We start from the raw sequence: 12,589 nt of genomic DNA, 5'->3' as shown, positions 1-12,589 counted from the left end.
GCTTGTGCGGCACCGCTGGCCGGTTGGCAGTACCCGGGGCGGCACGTAGTATCGGCCACAGAACAACAACAATTGCAAAGGCACAGGCCATGGACCAACCCGCACCGCGCATCCTCATCGTTGAAGACGACCAGCGCCTGGCCGAGCTCACGGCCGAATACCTCCAGGCCAACGGCTTCGATGTGGCCGTCGAGGGCGATGGTGGCCGCGCCGTGCGGCGAATCGTCGACAGCCAGCCCGACCTGGTGGTGCTCGACCTCATGCTGCCCGGTGAAGACGGCCTGAGCATCTGCCGCCGGGTACGCAGCCAGTACGCGGGCGCGATCCTCATGCTCACCGCCCGCAGCGACGAGCTCGACCAGGTGCAGGGGCTGGACCTGGGCGCCGACGACTATGTCTGCAAACCTGTGCGCCCGCGCTTGCTGCTGGCCCGTATCCAGGCCCTGCTGCGGCGCAGCGAGGCGCCGGAAAGCAAGCGCCAGGCCCTGGCCTTTGGTGCGCTGCGCATCGACAACCGCCTGCGCGAAGCCCGGCTGGGCGAGCAGCTGATAGACCTGACCGGCGCCGAATTCGACCTGCTCTGGTTGCTGGCCAGCAACGCCGGCCGGGTGCTGTCGCGCGAGCAACTGTTCACCGCCCTGCGCGGTGTCGGCTACGACGGCCAGGACCGCTCCATCGATGTGCGCATCTCCAAGATCCGCCCCAAGATCGGTGACGACCCGATCCACCCACGCCTGATCAAGACCCTGCGCAGCAAGGGCTACCTGTTCGTCGGCGAGGCGCCATGAACAACTCGATCTTTCTGCGCATCTATGGCGGCATGCTCGCCGTGCTGGTGCTGGTGGCGCTGCTCGGCGTGCTCAGCCTGCACCTGGTCAACGAAGTGCGCGCCGCCCAGCACCGCGAGGGCCTGGCCCAGGGTACCTTCAGCCTGATGGCTGACAACCTGGCCGGGCAGAACGAAACCGAACGCAAGCGTTCGCTGCTGATGTGGGAGCGCCTGCTCGGGGTGCCGCTGGCGCTGCAGCCGATGTCGGCGCGTACCCTCGATGGCGGCCAGCGTGCCCGCCTGTACCGTGGCCTGGTGGTGGTCGAGAAGACCGGCCCGCACGCCGCCCAGGTGCTGCGCAAGGTCGGCCGCGAGGAGGTGCTGCTGGTGGCCCAGGTGAAGCAGGTCAGCGAGCAACTGGCGCGGGCCACCCTTTATCTGTTGGCCGACGAACTGGTGCGTTACCCGGTTACCGAGCAGCAGCAACGCCTGGCGCAACTCAAGCAGAGCAAGGGCTTTGGTTTTGACATTGCCTTGCAGCGCCTGGAGCGGGTTGGCCTGGATGACGACCAGCGGCGCCGGGTCGAGGAGGGCGACACGGTCATGGCCCTGGGCAAGGATGGCGATTCGATCCGGGTATTCGCCGGGCTGTCGGGCTCGCCCTGGGTGCTGGAAATCGGCCCGTTGCATCAGTTGAACCCCTATCCGCCGCAACTGCTGATCTTGATCGCCTTCCTTGGGCTGTGCCTGATCGGGCTGGTGGTGTACCTGCTGGTGCGTCAGCTGGAGCGGCGTGTGTCGGGGTTGGAGGTCGCCGCCACGCGTATTGCCCAGGGCAGCCTCGACACGCGGGTACCGGCTGGCGATGCCGATTCGGTCGGGCGCCTGGCTGCGGCATTCAACGGCATGGCCGAACATTTGCAGCGCTCGCTGACCATGCAGCGCGAGCTGGTGCGGGCGGTGTCCCACGAGCTGCGCACGCCGGTGGCGCGGCTGCGTTTTGGCCTGGAGATGATAGAGACCGCGAGCACTGAGCAGGCCCGTGCCAAACACTTGGCTGGCATGGATGGCGACATCCAGGACCTGGACAAACTGGTCGACGAAATGCTGACTTACGCACGGCTTGAGCAAGGCGCACCGGCCCTGAAGTTCCAGCGGGTCGACCTGGATGCGTTGCTGGACCGGGTGATCGAGGAGCTGGCGCCGCTGCGCGCTGAAATCAAGGTGGTGCGCGGCGCATGCCAAGGGGGTGAGAGCGAAGGCGCCTGGGTCGAAGCCGAGCCGCGCTACCTGCACCGGGCCCTGCAGAACCTGGTGAGCAACGCCATGCGCCATGCCGAGGCCGAGGTGCGCCTGAGCTACCAGTTGGGTCAGCAACGCTGCCGGGTCGACGTGGAAGACGACGGCCCGGGTATCCCGGAAGGGTTCTGGGACCGCATCTTCACGCCCTTCACCCGGCTCGACGACAGCCGCACCCGTGCGTCGGGCGGGCATGGCCTGGGCCTGTCGATCGTTCGGCGGATCATCTACTGGCACGCAGGCCGGGCCACGGTAGGGCGCAGCGAAACCCTCGGCGGTGCCTGCTTCAGCCTGAGCTGGCCGCGGGCACAGGCGCCGCTGTAGGGCTCAGACGCTGATCAGGCTGAGCAGGTGGCCGTCCTGAAGGCAGAACTGGCCTTGCAGCTCGGTGCCCTGCTGCCACTCGGCCGATAGGTCGGTGAGCAGGCGCAGGCGGGCCAGGCCCTCGGCCGACCATTCCAGCACCTCGGCGTGCTCGAAATAGAAACGCTGGCGGGTCAGCGGGTAGAGGGTCTTGAACAGGCTTTCCTTGAGCGAGAAGGTCAGGGTCACTGCCAGGCCGAGCTGGCGGCGGTCCAGGCGCTCTATTTCGGCGGGCGTGAGGATTTCGGCCAGCAGGCGCTCGGCGCGTTCGTCGTCCAGCAGCGCTTCCTGGTCCAGGCCCAGGCCGCGGCAACTGCCCTGGCCGGCGACCACGGCGGCGGCCCAGCCTTGGCCGTGGGTGATCGAGCCGTGAATGCCGGCGGGCCAGATGGGCGAGCGGTCTTCATGGCTGGCTGGCACGTAGTTGCGGCCGTCCAGGCGTTGCAGCGCGGCACGGGCGCAGACACGGCCGGCCAGGTACTCGGCCTGGCGCTTGGCCACCGAGCGTTGCAGGCTGGCGCTGGGGACGATGCCGGCACGCTGGAAGTCGTCGGCAGCCAGGCGGGCGGGGTCGAAGGCGCAACTGACCAGCACCGCACCTGGCAGCGGGCGGGGCAGGGGCCAGTGGTGCTGAAGCGGGGCGCAGCAGGTGGGGAGTGTGTTCATGGGGGGTATTGTGCCAGCCGTAGCGGCTGTAGGGGAGGTGGGCGCGTCGGGGGCGCTTGCGCCCCCAGCGATCATTACTGGAACGCCTTCTTGAAGAACGCCTGCATATCCTTCCACGAGCTTTCATCAGCCGCTTTGTTGTAACCAATGTCTGGCCCGCCATGCTCGCCATGGCTCAAGCGGTCGGCATCCGGGTTGGTAAACCCATGCTTGGCCTCAGGAATACTGACGAACTGGTAATTGACCTTGGCCGCGTCCATTTCCGCCTTGAACGCTGCAACCTGCTCCTCGGTCACCATGCTGTCTGCCGCGCCGTGCTCGACCAGTATGTCGGCCCTGACCACGCCGGGCTTGGCCGGGGTCTGTGTGGCCAATGCCCCATGGAAACTCACCACGCCGTCCAGCTTCTCACCCCGGCGCGCCGCATCGAGCACCACCTTGCCGCCAAAGCAGTAACCCACGGCGCCCAATTGGTGCTTGTTCACGTTGGGCTGCTTTTTCAGCAACTCAAGGCCTGCGTCGAAGCGCGCGGCCGCCGCTGCCGGGTCTTTCATTGCCTCGGCCATGAATGCCTGGGCATCCTGCGGATGCTCGGTGTGCTTGCCATCGCCGTACATGTCGATGGCCAGCGCTTTATAGCCCAGGGCCGCCAGGTCGCGGGCGCGGCGCTTGGCATAGTCGTTCAGGCCCCACCATTCATGCACCACGACGATGCCCGGGCGCTTGTCGTCCAGCGCATCGTCATAGGCGTAGTAGCCGACAAAGCGCTTGCCTTCGTCGTCCTGGTAGGGGATATCGCGGGTCACCACTTGCGCCTGGGCAAGGGCGGCGCTGCACATCAGGGTCAAGGCCAGCAGGGCACGCATGTTCACTACTCCTTGTTCATCGCAAACGGTTCGTTCAGCCGCGGTTCAGCCAGGGTTCAGTCACGGTTCAGGGTGCCCTCCTTACTCTAGCTTCCAGACCGAAACAGCGCATCCAACTGGAGTACGAAGCCATGAAATCCTTCAACACCCTGCTCGCTGCCATGGCCGTTTGCGCCGCTGGCATCACCACCGTCCAGGCCGCCGATGACAATTTCGCCAGCCTGACCTACGGCCAGACCAGCGACAAAGTCCGCAAGTCCGGCCTGCTGCAGCGCAACACCGACAACCTGAACGCCGACGGCATCATCGGCAAGGACGACACCTGGGGTGTGCGTCTGGGCAAAATCAATGACCAGGGTCGCTACTACATGACCTACGACAACGTCTCGGGCGACCACAGCGGCCTCAAGCTGCGCCAGGAAAACCTGCTGGGCAGCTATGACCTGTTCCTGCCGGTGGGCGACACCACCAAGCTGTTCGGCGGTGGCAGCCTGGGCATGACCAAGCTGACCCAGGATTCGCCAGGTGCCAGCCGTGATACCGACTACGGCTACGCGGTCGGCCTGCAGGCCGGTGTGATCCAGGAGATTACCGACAAGGCGTCGGTGGAACTGGGCTACCGTTACCTGCGCACCAATGCCGCGACCGAAGTCGGCCAAAGCGGTGGGCCCAAGGACGGCACCCTGCGCCTGACCAGCAGTGCACAGACGTATCTGTCGGCCAACTACAAGTTCTGAGGTAGTTGTTATCCTGTACTGCCCTGTGCGCGGGTAAACCCGCGTACAGGGCAGTACAGGCCATAAAAAAGGAGCTGCACATGAAACTGCTGGTGGTCGAGGACGAAGCCCTGCTTCGCCATCACCTCTACACGCGCCTGGGCGAAAGCGGCCATGTGGTCGAGGCGGTGGCCGATGCCGAAGAAGCGCTGTACCAGGCCGAGCAGTACCACTTTGACCTGGCCGTGATCGACCTGGGGCTGCCGGGCATGAGCGGCCTCGAACTCATTGGTCGCCTGCGCAGCCAGGACAAGACCTTCCCCATTCTCATCCTCACCGCCCGTGGCAACTGGCAGGACAAGGTCGAAGGCCTGGCCGCCGGTGCCGACGACTACCTGGTCAAGCCCTTTCAGTTCGAAGAGCTCGAAGCGCGCCTCAACGCCCTGCTGCGCCGCTCCAGCGGTTTCACCCAGTCGACCATCGCCGCCGGGCCACTGGTACTCGACCTCAACCGCAAGCAGGCGACGCTGGACGATCAGCCCCTGGCCCTGACCGCCTACGAATACCGCATCCTCGAATACCTCATGCGCCATCACCAGCAGGTGGTGGCCAAGGACCGCCTGATGGAGCAGCTGTACCCGGGCGATGAGGAGCGTGACCCCAATGTCATCGAAGTGCTGGTCGGGCGCCTGCGTCGCAAGCTCGAGGGCGAACGAGGCTTCAAGCCCATCGATACGGTACGTGGCCTGGGTTACCTGTTCACCGAGCGCTGCCGATGATCCGTTCCCTGCGGGTGCGCCTGATGCTGGCGGCCGCAGTGCTGGCGCTGCTGTTCATGCTGGCGCTGCTGCCTGCCTTGCAGAAGGCCTTCAGCCTTGCCCTGCAGGAATCCATCGAGCAACGCCTGGCCTCGGACGTGACCACGTTGATCTCCGCAGCACGCATCGAACACGGCCAGTTGCAGATGCCGACACTGTTGCCGGACGAGCGCTATAACCTGCCGTACACCGGCCTGCTTGGCTATATCTTCGACCGTGAAGGCCACCTGGTGTGGCAGTCGCGGGCCACCGCAGACCAGAACGTCAACTACCGGCCGCGCTACGACGGGCGTGGCAACGAGTTCGCCCGCATCCACCAAGGCGATGGCGAAGAGTTCTTCGTCTATGACGTCGAAATAAAACTGCTCGGCGGCCAGAGTGCGGCCTACAGCATCGTTGCGCTGCAACCGGTGCGCGAGTACCAGCACACCCTCGATGGCCTGCGTGAAAAGCTCTACCTGGGCTTTGGCGCAGCGCTGCTGGCGCTGCTGGTACTGCTGTGGGCCGGCCTGACCTGGGGCCTGCGTTCGCTGCGGCGGCTGAGCCGGGAGCTGGACGAGGTCGAGGCTGGCGCGCGGGACGGGTTGAGCCGCGAGCACCCGCGTGAACTGCTGCGCCTGACCGGTTCGTTGAACCGCCTGCTGCACAGCGAGCGTGAACAACGCCAGCGCTACCGAGATTCCCTGGATGACCTGGCGCATAGCCTCAAGACACCGCTGGCGGTGTTGCAGGGGGTGGGCGAGAGCCTGCGCCAGCGCAGTGGTGAGCGCGAGCAGGCGCGGGTGCTGCAAAGCCAGATCGAGCGCATGAGCCAGCAGATCGACTATCAACTGCAGCGCGCCAGTTTGCGCAAGAGCGGCCTGGTGCGCCACAGCGTGCACCTCAAGCCGTTGCTCGACAGCTTGTGCAGCACGCTGGACAAGGTCTATCGGGACAAGCGCGTCAGCGTGCTGCTGGAAATACCCGAGGCCGCGCAGGTGCCGATGGAGCAGGGCGCCTTATTGGAACTGCTCGGCAACCTGCTGGAGAACGCCTACCGGTTGAGCTTGGGCCAGGTGCGGGTGAGCCTGGAACAAGCGCCAGGCCAACTGACCCTGTGCATCGAGGACGATGGGCCCGGGGTGCCGGCCGATCAGCGCGAGCGCATTCTTGAGCGCGGCGAGCGGCTGGACAGCCAACACCCGGGGCAGGGCATCGGCCTGGCGGTGGTCAAGGATATCGTCGACAGCTATGACGCCAGCTTGAGCCTGGGGGATTCGCCACTGGGCGGCGCGGCGTTCCGGGTCACCTTCAGGCTGGATTGATGTGCGGCCAGGGGCAGCCCTTTTGCGGGGGAACCCATAGCGGGCGGATTCCCGCCATCATCCCCTGTACAAATTCCGCCACCGGGCGGATATCCGCCAGCCTTCCTCAGCATTTTCGCCCTGTCGTTGGGCAGTGACCCCTAGCAAACAGTGCCTTTGCACCCTTCATGGGCATTTTGGCATTGCCCTTGCTATTGATCCTGGCAGAGGCCTGCAAAGGCAACTCGAACACAACGACAAATCCCTCCAAGTGCAGGAGGGTTAGCGATTCAGGTGCCCTCACCCTGGGAAGGGTGAAAACCGGCACACTTGAGGAAATTAGCCATGACGACACGTCAGCCGCTGTACAAATCCCTGTATATCCAGGTGTTGGTCGCCATCACCATCGGCATCCTGCTCGGCCACTTCTATCCTGAAACCGGTGTCGCCCTCAAACCGCTGGGTGACGGGTTCGTCAAACTGATCAAGATGGTCATCGCCCCCATCATCTTCTGCACCGTGGTCAGTGGCATCGCTGGCATGCAGAGCATGAAGTCGGTAGGCAAGACCGGCGGCTACGCGCTCCTGTACTTTGAAATCGTCTCCACCATCGCCCTGATCATCGGCCTCGTCGTCGTCAACGTGGTCAAGCCGGGCGCTGGCATGCACATCGACGTCACCACCCTGAACGCCAGCAGCGTGGCCGCTTACGCCGCCGCCGGCGCGCAGCAGACCACCGTTGGCTTCCTGCTCAATATCATCCCCAACACCGTGGTCGGTGCCTTCGCCAACGGCGACATCCTGCAAGTGCTGATGTTCTCGGTGATCTTCGGCTTCGCCCTGCATCGCCTGGGCAGCTACGGCAAGCCGGTGCTGGACCTGATCGACCGCTTCGCCCATGTCATGTTCAACATCATCAACATGATCATGAAGCTGGCCCCGATCGGTGCCTTCGGTGCCATGGCCTTCACCATCGGCCAGTACGGCGTGGGTTCGCTGGTGCAGCTGGGCTACCTGATGGCCTGCTTCTACGTGACCTGCCTGCTGTTCGTCCTGGTGGTGCTCGGTGGTATCTGCCGCGCCCACGGCTTCAGCGTCATCAAGCTGATCCGCTACATCCGTGAAGAGCTGATGATCGTGCTGGGCACGTCCTCCTCCGAGTCCGCCTTGCCCCGCATGCTGGCCAAGATGGAGCGCCTGGGTGCCAAGAAATCCGTGGTTGGCCTGGTTATCCCGACCGGTTACTCGTTCAACCTCGACGGTACTTCGATCTACCTGACCATGGCCGCTGTGTTCATCGCCCAGGCGACTGACACCACCATGGACATCACCCACCAGATCACCCTGCTGCTGGTGCTGCTGGTGGCCTCCAAAGGCGCTGCTGGCGTAACCGGTTCGGGCTTCATCGTACTGGCCGCTACGTTGTCTGCTGTTGGCCACCTGCCGGTTGCCGGCCTGGCGCTGATCCTCGGCATCGACCGCTTCATGTCCGAAGCCCGCGCCCTGACCAACCTGGTTGGCAACGCTGTCGCTACCGTGGTCGTGGCCAAGTGGGTCAACGAAATGGACAACGACAAGCTGGCCTCAGAACTGGCTTCCGGTGGCGCCCCGCTGGAAGATACCCGCCCGACCGACGACCTCGGCGTGGCCGAAGGCCCGGCTCGCTGATCGCGCAACTGAAATGAAAAAGGCGACCTTCGGGTCGCCTTTTTCGTGGTGGGTCGATCAACAGTCCTGGACCACTTCCAGCACCCGGATCAGTGTGGGCTGCGGATAATGCCAGCGCACCTGCACATCCCAGAACTTCACCCCGTACACCCGCTCCGCAGGTGGCACCTGATACGCCGGCCGCGGGTCTTGCCCCAGGCACTGCTCGATCAGTTCCACCAGTGGCTCACCCAGGCGCAGTGCATGCGCGCGGGCCTGGGGCAGGGCATTGTCGTGCCACTGCACGGCGATTGCGTCAGGCGCTTCGCTGGCCATCAGGTTGCTGGCGCCGGCAACACTGTCGGCGTACGGTACGTAGGGCTTGATATCCAGCACTGGGGTGCCATCGAGCAAGTCGATCCCGGACAGCAGCAGGCGCCCAGGCTCAACGCCCTCCAGGCGTACCACCGACTGGCCGATACCGTTGGGCCTGTGGGTGGCGCGGGTGGCGAACACCCCCATGCTCTTGTTGCCGCCGAGGCGGGGTGGCCGCACTTTCAGGCGTGGTTTGTCTTCCACGGCCTGGTGAAACAGAAACAGCAGCCACACATGGCTGACCTGTTCCAGCCCCGCCACTGCATCACCCTGGTCGAACGGCGGCAGCAACTCCAGCACACCACGCGCCGCCGGTGCCAACTGCGGCTGGCGCGGGATGGCGAACTTTTCCTTGAAGCACGAGCGGACGATGCCGACCGGTGAAACCGTATGCTGCATGGCCACTCAGCCGCGCACGCGCAGGGTCAGGCCCTTGAGGAAGTTGCGCAGCAACTGGTCGCCGCACGGGCGGTAGTTGTCATGGCCGACTTTGCGGAACAAGGCGCTGAGTTCGGGTTTGGAGACCGGGAACTTGACCGAATTGAGGATGACATGCAGGTCTTCTTCCTTGAGTTCGAACGCTACCCGCAGTTTTTTCAGGATGGTGTTGTTGGTCACCGGCAGCTCCACCGGCTGGGCCGGGCGGCTGTCGTCCTTGCCGCGACGGTGAATCACCAGGCCATCCAGAAAGTGCGCCATGACCGGGTCAGGGCAGCGCACGAAGCCGGGCTCTTCTTCTTTCTTGACGTAGCTGGCCAAGGCCTCGGCGCTGACCTCCAGGCCAGACAGCTTGATGATGCCCACCATCTTGGCATCATTGAACTTGAGCATGTAGCGCAGGCTGCGCAGTACATCGTTGTGGTTCATTTGACTCGAATCCTGTTCTGAGCCGTGCCATCTGGCGCGGCGGTATTGCTTAGAAACGTTCGCTGGCGGCCATGTAACGCCACTGTGCCAGTGGCAGCTTGCCCATGGACACACCGCCCAGCCGAATGCGGCGCATGCTGATGATCTGCAGGCGCAGGCTGGCGCACAGCTCGGAGATCTGCCCCGGTTGCGGGTTTTTCAAGGCCAGGCGCAGGTGGGTTTCGTTCTGCCAGCTGGCTTTGGCCTTGGGCAGTTCACGGTCGTTGCGCATGATGCCGCGGGCCAGGCGCTCCAGCGCCTGTGGCGTGGCTTCGCCGCTTACTTCGATGATGTATTCCTGCTCCAGGCGCCGCAGGTCTGCGTCGATCTTGCGGGCAACCCGCCAATCCTGGGTGAACACCTGCAGGCCGCTGGCGCCGCGCTCCAGCGGGGCAATGCAGGACAACTTGGTGAAATGCCCATGCAATGGCCGTACGCCTTCACGGTGCGCCTCGCTGAGGCTGTCCATGGTCATGCTGATACGCGCCGACTCGGTGTCCAGGCCAGCAGGCTGGTTGAGCAGCAGGGTGACGGGCTCAAGGCTGTCGGCACGCGCGCCAGGTAGCAGCGCGACCTGCTGGCCGTCGACCTTGAACTGCGGCTGCTCGACCACCACGCCATCGACCGTGACCCAGCCGCCTTCGATATACAGCTCGGCTTCGCGGCGGGAGCAGCCGAACTGCTCGATAAGGCGTTTGGACAGGCGGACGGGCTCAGACATGACGGTGATTCGCAAAGGCAGGGAAAGGCCGCCATTGTACCTGCCTGAGCGGTCGAGGGGCTGGGAATCTGTGTCATTTACGCCGTTTAGGCGAGACAACACGGCAGGCGGCTCAGGCCCCTGTGCGGATCAGTCGCAGGTGCAGCAAGGGGTAGGGCTGCCCCAGCCCATCGGTTTGCGAGCGGCCGACCACCTCGAAGCCTTCGTGCAGATAGAACCCCAGCGCCTGCGGGTTCTGCTCGTTGACATCCAGGCGTTCGGCATTGAGTTCGTCGATGGCGTAGCGCAGCAGCCGCTTGCCAATGCCCATGCCACGGCAGGCGGGCGCGACGAACAGCATGTCGACCTGCCTGTTGGACACGCCGGCAAAGCCCTGTATGCGTTGCTGGCTGTCCTTGCTGCAGATCAGCATCACTGCGTCCAGGTAATGGCGCAGTACATGCTCGCGAAGCAGGACGATATAGGCATCAGGCAGGAAGTCATGGGTCGCGCGCACCGAGTCCTCCCAGACCTGGGTCAGCTCGGGGTAGTCGCTAAGATGAGGGGTTTGTAGCGTCGATACCTGGCGCATCCGTGTATTCCTCAAGGGGATTGAGGAAAACATAGATGTAAAAACCAGAGGGGGCCTGGCGGATGTTGGGGCTGCAACGCAGCCCCGGGAATTTCAGACCTATACGCCGATCAGACAGGCTCAGCCCACATGTCGTATTCGTCGGCATCCACCACCCGGCAACGCACTTTGTCGCCTGGCTTGAAGCCGTGGTCGCCATCGATGAACACGCTGCCGTCGATTTCCGGCGCGTCGAAGAAGCTACGGCCCACCGAACCTTGCTCTTCGACTTCGTCGATCAGCACTTCGATCTCCTTGCCGATGCGCAGTTGCAGGCGGGCGCTGCTGATGGCCTGCTGATGGGCCATGAAGCGGTCCCAACGGTCCTGCTTGACCTCATCCGGTACTTCATCAAGGCCCAGGTCATTGGCCGGGGCACCTTCGACAGGCGAGTACTGGAAGCAGCCGACGCGGTCGAGCTGGGCTTCGGTCAGCCAGTCGAGCAGGTACTGGAAGTCTTCTTCGGTTTCGCCGGGGAAGCCGACGATGAAGGTCGAGCGGATCACCAGCTCAGGGCACTGTTCGCGCCAGTTCTTGATGCGCGCCAGGGTACGGTCTTCGAAGGCCGGGCGCTTCATCGCCTTGAGCACCTTGGGGCTGGCGTGCTGGAACGGGATGTCCAGGTACGGCAGGATCTTGCCGGCGGCCATCAGCGGGATCACGTCGTCGACGTTCGGGTACGGGTATACATAGTGCAGGCGCACCCAGGCGCCCAGGCTGCTCAGCGCTTCGCACAGCTCGAGCATGCGGGTCTTGACCGGGCGGCCGTTCCAGAAGTCGGTCTTGTACTTGACGTCGACCCCGTAGGCGCTGGTGTCCTGGGAAATCACCAGGATCTCCTTGACGCCGGCCTTGACCAGGCGCTCGGCCTCGCTCAGCACTTCGCCAACCGGGCGGCTGACCAGCTTGCCGCGCATCGACGGGATGATGCAGAAGCTGCAGCTGTGGTTGCAGCCTTCGGAAATCTTCAGGTAGGCATAGTGGCGCGGGGTCAGCTTGACGCCCTGCGGCGGCACCAGGTCGATCAGCGGGTTGTGGTCCTGGCGCGGTGGCACTACCTGGTGCACGGCGTTGACCACTTGCTCGTACTGCTGGGGGCCGGTCACCGACAACACGCTTGGGTGCACATCGCGGATGCTGCCTTCCTCGACACCCATGCAGCCGGTGACGATGACTTTGCCGTTTTCCTTGATGGCTTCACCGATCACTTCAAGCGACTCGGCCTTGGCGCTGTCGATGAAGCCGCAGGTGTTGACCACCACCACGTCGGCGTCCTCGTAGGTAGGCACGACTTCATAACCTTCCATGCGCAGCTGAGTCAGAATGCGCTCGGAATCGACCAGGGCTTTTGGGCAACCCAGGCTTACGAAACCTACCTTGGGAGTGGCGGGAGTGGTGGACATGACTAACCTCGGTATTGAATGCAGGTCGCCCGGCCGGAAACGGGGGCGATCTTGACGGGCGCTTATTGGCGCCTCTGATCAAAAAGTGCGCAATTCTAGCGAGCGCAAGGTCACTTGACTAGCAGAAATGCGACGAACGCTGCGCTA

13 protein-coding genes are annotated in these 12,589 nt (G+C 64.1%); 6 read left to right on the top strand and 7 right to left on the bottom strand.

From position 1 onward, the window contains the following. The first annotated feature begins 89 nt into the window (after positions 1 to 89). On the top strand, positions 90 to 788 hold the full coding sequence (locus PC358_RS12360) for a response regulator (protein ID WP_033699884.1): 699 nt from the start codon (positions 90 to 92) through the stop codon (positions 786 to 788). After that, positions 785 to 2,392, top strand: coding sequence for an ATP-binding protein (locus PC358_RS12355; RefSeq protein ID WP_033699883.1), 1,608 nt, complete (start codon positions 785 to 787; stop codon positions 2,390 to 2,392). Before PC358_RS12360 ends, PC358_RS12355 begins: the two co-directional genes overlap by 4 nt. A gap of 3 nt (positions 2,393 to 2,395) precedes the next feature. Here PC358_RS12355 and PC358_RS12350 read toward each other — a convergent pair whose 3' ends face one another. Next, complete coding sequence (locus PC358_RS12350) at positions 2,396 to 3,097, bottom strand: 4'-phosphopantetheinyl transferase family protein (RefSeq protein ID WP_033699882.1); 702 nt, start codon at positions 3,095 to 3,097, stop codon at positions 2,396 to 2,398. A 74-nt stretch (positions 3,098 to 3,171) separates the two neighbouring features. Then, positions 3,172 to 3,963 carry a dienelactone hydrolase family protein gene (locus tag PC358_RS12345; RefSeq protein WP_033699881.1) on the bottom strand — a complete coding sequence of 264 codons (792 nt, stop codon included), beginning with the start codon at positions 3,961 to 3,963 and terminating at the stop codon, positions 3,172 to 3,174. 131 nt (positions 3,964 to 4,094) lie between these two features. On the opposite strand from PC358_RS12345, the gene PC358_RS12340 reads away from it, so the two are divergent. From PC358_RS12340 to PC358_RS12325, 4 genes are all read left to right on the top strand, one after another. After that, complete coding sequence (locus PC358_RS12340; RefSeq protein ID WP_033699880.1) at positions 4,095 to 4,700, top strand: outer membrane protein; 606 nt, start codon at positions 4,095 to 4,097, stop codon at positions 4,698 to 4,700. Positions 4,701 to 4,780: 80 nt separating this feature from the next. Next, complete coding sequence (locus PC358_RS12335) at positions 4,781 to 5,458, top strand: response regulator (protein WP_033699878.1); 678 nt, start codon at positions 4,781 to 4,783, stop codon at positions 5,456 to 5,458. Continuing rightward, positions 5,455 to 6,801, top strand: a complete 1,347-nt coding sequence (locus PC358_RS12330) for an ATP-binding protein (protein ID WP_033699876.1) — start codon at positions 5,455 to 5,457, stop codon at positions 6,799 to 6,801. The genes PC358_RS12335 and PC358_RS12330 overlap by 4 nt, the downstream gene beginning before the upstream one ends. 324 nt (positions 6,802 to 7,125) lie before the next feature. After that, positions 7,126 to 8,448: a dicarboxylate/amino acid:cation symporter gene (locus PC358_RS12325; RefSeq protein WP_033699874.1), complete on the top strand. Its 1,323-nt coding sequence runs from the start codon at positions 7,126 to 7,128 to the stop codon at positions 8,446 to 8,448. Positions 8,449 to 8,505: 57 nt separating this feature from the next. Here the strand turns inward: PC358_RS12325 and tsaA are convergent, their stop codons facing one another. The 5 genes from tsaA to rimO all read right to left on the bottom strand — a co-directional run bounded on the left by tsaA (position 8,506) and on the right by rimO (position 12,442). Further along, a complete protein-coding gene (gene tsaA, locus PC358_RS12320) occupies positions 8,506 to 9,201 on the bottom strand; it encodes a tRNA (N6-threonylcarbamoyladenosine(37)-N6)-methyltransferase TrmO (RefSeq protein ID WP_033699872.1) in 696 nt (231 codons plus the stop codon). 6 nt (positions 9,202 to 9,207) lie between these two features. Then, entirely contained in the window at positions 9,208 to 9,669 is a 462-nt protein-coding gene (locus tag PC358_RS12315) for a YehS family protein (RefSeq protein WP_033699871.1), read from the bottom strand. A 49-nt stretch (positions 9,670 to 9,718) separates the two neighbouring features. Then, complete coding sequence (locus PC358_RS12310) at positions 9,719 to 10,429, bottom strand: rRNA pseudouridine synthase (RefSeq protein WP_033699870.1); 711 nt, start codon at positions 10,427 to 10,429, stop codon at positions 9,719 to 9,721. Positions 10,430 to 10,541: 112 nt separating this feature from the next. Beyond that, positions 10,542 to 11,000: a GNAT family N-acetyltransferase gene (locus tag PC358_RS12305; protein WP_033699869.1), complete on the bottom strand. Its 459-nt coding sequence runs from the start codon at positions 10,998 to 11,000 to the stop codon at positions 10,542 to 10,544. Between the two features lie 110 nt (positions 11,001 to 11,110). Next, on the bottom strand, positions 11,111 to 12,442 hold the full coding sequence (gene rimO / locus PC358_RS12300) for a 30S ribosomal protein S12 methylthiotransferase RimO (RefSeq protein ID WP_033699866.1): 1,332 nt from the start codon (positions 12,440 to 12,442) through the stop codon (positions 11,111 to 11,113). Between the last annotated feature and the right edge of the window lie 147 nt (positions 12,443 to 12,589).

Origin of the sequence: Pseudomonas capeferrum (assembly GCF_000731675.1) — a bacterium.
Classification (GTDB): Bacteria; Pseudomonadota; Gammaproteobacteria; order Pseudomonadales; family Pseudomonadaceae; genus Aquipseudomonas; species Aquipseudomonas capeferrum.
The sequence above is the reverse complement of the archived record's forward strand: the minus strand, read 5'-3'. Positions and strand labels throughout refer to the sequence as shown.

Bases quoted from the DNA above. Each gene is read 5' to 3' on its own strand.
- PC358_RS12360 (WP_033699884.1), top strand. From the start codon at position 90: ATGGACCAACCCGCACCGCGCATCCTCATCGTTGAAGACGACCAGCGC.
- PC358_RS12355 (WP_033699883.1), top strand. From the start codon at position 785: ATGAACAACTCGATCTTTCTGCGCATCTATGGCGGCATGCTCGCCGTG.
- PC358_RS12350 (WP_033699882.1), bottom strand. From the start codon at position 3,097: ATGAACACACTCCCCACCTGCTGCGCCCCGCTTCAGCACCACTGGCCC.
- PC358_RS12345 (WP_033699881.1), bottom strand. From the start codon at position 3,963: ATGCGTGCCCTGCTGGCCTTGACCCTGATGTGCAGCGCCGCCCTTGCC.
- PC358_RS12340 (WP_033699880.1), top strand. From the start codon at position 4,095: ATGAAATCCTTCAACACCCTGCTCGCTGCCATGGCCGTTTGCGCCGCT.
- PC358_RS12335 (WP_033699878.1), top strand. From the start codon at position 4,781: ATGAAACTGCTGGTGGTCGAGGACGAAGCCCTGCTTCGCCATCACCTC.
- PC358_RS12330 (WP_033699876.1), top strand. From the start codon at position 5,455: ATGATCCGTTCCCTGCGGGTGCGCCTGATGCTGGCGGCCGCAGTGCTG.
- PC358_RS12325 (WP_033699874.1), top strand. From the start codon at position 7,126: ATGACGACACGTCAGCCGCTGTACAAATCCCTGTATATCCAGGTGTTG.
- tsaA (WP_033699872.1), bottom strand. From the start codon at position 9,201: ATGCAGCATACGGTTTCACCGGTCGGCATCGTCCGCTCGTGCTTCAAG.
- PC358_RS12315 (WP_033699871.1), bottom strand. From the start codon at position 9,669: ATGAACCACAACGATGTACTGCGCAGCCTGCGCTACATGCTCAAGTTC.
- PC358_RS12310 (WP_033699870.1), bottom strand. From the start codon at position 10,429: ATGTCTGAGCCCGTCCGCCTGTCCAAACGCCTTATCGAGCAGTTCGGC.
- PC358_RS12305 (WP_033699869.1), bottom strand. From the start codon at position 11,000: ATGCGCCAGGTATCGACGCTACAAACCCCTCATCTTAGCGACTACCCC.
- rimO (WP_033699866.1), bottom strand. From the start codon at position 12,442: ATGTCCACCACTCCCGCCACTCCCAAGGTAGGTTTCGTAAGCCTGGGT.